General features: G+C 38.4%; 1 protein-coding gene and 1 pseudogene. Both read left to right on the forward strand.

Translation table 11 applies throughout. From position 1 onward, the window contains the following. The first annotated feature begins 83 nt into the window (after positions 1 to 83). Positions 84 to 1,613, forward strand: coding sequence for a formyltransferase family protein (locus EKD02_RS09760; protein ID WP_126385315.1), 1,530 nt, complete (start codon positions 84 to 86; stop codon positions 1,611 to 1,613). Positions 1,614 to 1,797: 184 nt separating this feature from the next. Then, positions 1,798 to 1,926, forward strand: a pseudogene (locus EKD02_RS10645) (ISL3 family transposase); the annotation flags it as partial.

Genomic DNA, 1,926 nt, shown 5'->3' on the forward strand with positions numbered 1-1,926 from the left:
GCGATCTTTGAGCAGCGGAATGCAACCTTACAGCGAGCCAGGGAGCTCAATCCGGAACGCTGGGGAGCAAGGCCTGCAAGAACGTGGGAGATCAACCGGAAGGTGGTGCTGAACCCGGCCGAAAAGTGAATGTTTTTTTTCAAAAAAATGCGTCATCTTCGTTGACATTGTCCGTCGATTCTACTAATTTTGCTGAGCTTGATGTTGAAAAAGAAAACCTTAAAAGATTATGCAAAACAACGTCTTTTCCGCATAATGGTTTATTTAAAGGTCATCCCGTAATCGTTTCTGCCAATTGGCTGGAAATAATCACAAAGATGGGAGTTACAAAAATTCTCTCTTTGGAACCAAATAATCAACAGCGTAAAAAACAAATTGATTTAATCAAAACTACTAATTTGCAATTAGTATCAGCAATACACCCGACAGCATTGATTTTGCCTTATGCCCAAATAGACGATGGTGTTTGGATAAATTCTGGTTGTATCGTGGGTTATAAAGCGGAAATCAGATCAGGGGTGTTTCTTAATACAGGCGTTAACATAGATCACCATAATGTGTTGCAGGAGTGTTGTCAAGTTGATCCTGGTGTTGTTACCGCAGGTAATGTTGTTTTGGGGGAGTGCTGTCATATTCACACTGGCGCAGTCCTTATTAATCGAATACAAATTGGTGCCAATTCAATTGTTGGGGCAGGAGCAGTTGTTCTTAAAGATATTCAGGAAAATTGTACTGCTGTCGGAGTACCTGCCAAAATTATAAAAGAAAATAATATTTTTAACATGAATTATACCCAACCCAACCCAACCCAACCCAACCCAACCCAAAGACAATGCCATGATATAACGTCTTTATATGACGGGAAGGTTTTTTCCAAAATAATCTGTTTTGTTGGTAAGGATATATTTTATAGTGCATCAGTAATAACAGTTTTGTTGGCGAAACAAAAAAATGTTGTAGCCATTGTTGGTGAAACTGCTGATTTAGTTTGGACAGAAATATCCGCTGGGTTAAAAAATAATATTATACCTGTAATTAGAAAACGCCGATTCTGGGAAGATTCTGAATTTAATACACTATATTTTAGCAATGCGCTCGGTGTTAATTGTGGATATGATTATATTATACCGGAACTTGTGTTAAGTTCATTGCCAATTATAAATATCCATCCAGCAGCATTGCCTTTAAATCGCGGGTGCCATCATTCCTTTTGGGGTATAATTGATAAGACACCCTTTGGCGCAACACTACACTGGATGACGAAAGAACTAGATCAAGGTCCAATTATTTCTCAAATTACTTTTTGTGATGATGGTTTTATCTCTGCCGGAGAAATTCAAGAAAAATCGAATCAATTGTGTATAGAGTTATTAGCAGAGCACATAGACAGTATTCTTGACGGAGAATCTATATCAAAGTCGCAATCATTAGGCACATACCATTCAAAAAAAGAAATTATAGCGGCATCAACATTGTGTAGTAATAAAACAGTTTCTGTTGATTATTTGTTTGATTTATGTCGCGCAGTAAATAATAAGAAAAATGGATTTATAATTGAAAAAGATGGTCGGAAATTTTTGATTAAAATTGAAAAGATGGTCGAATTACTTTAGGTTTTTAAATATATCTCAAGCTCATTGTGAAAGTATTTGTTTCCGGCTCTTTTAATGTTCTTCATCCTGGGCACCTTCGCTTGTTGCGTTTTGCGGCTCTCCGACGAAGTTAATGGAAAAGCGTGGTTAAAAAGGTAGCTTGGCGTAGTCCCCGCATTACCCATTCATACCCATATACTCTATCATGCAAAGCCTGACCACCACCGCCCACTACCAGCAACTTCTCGGACTTCCATCAACCTGGATGGTCGAGAATGTCGACCTTTCAATGACGGCTATGCAGGTGGTCATCAGACTTGTCTATACCGGAAAG

The sequence above is a fragment of the Chlorobium phaeovibrioides genome (assembly GCF_003968655.1).
GTDB classification, from domain to species: Bacteria; Bacteroidota; Chlorobiia; order Chlorobiales; family Chlorobiaceae; genus Chlorobium; species Chlorobium phaeovibrioides.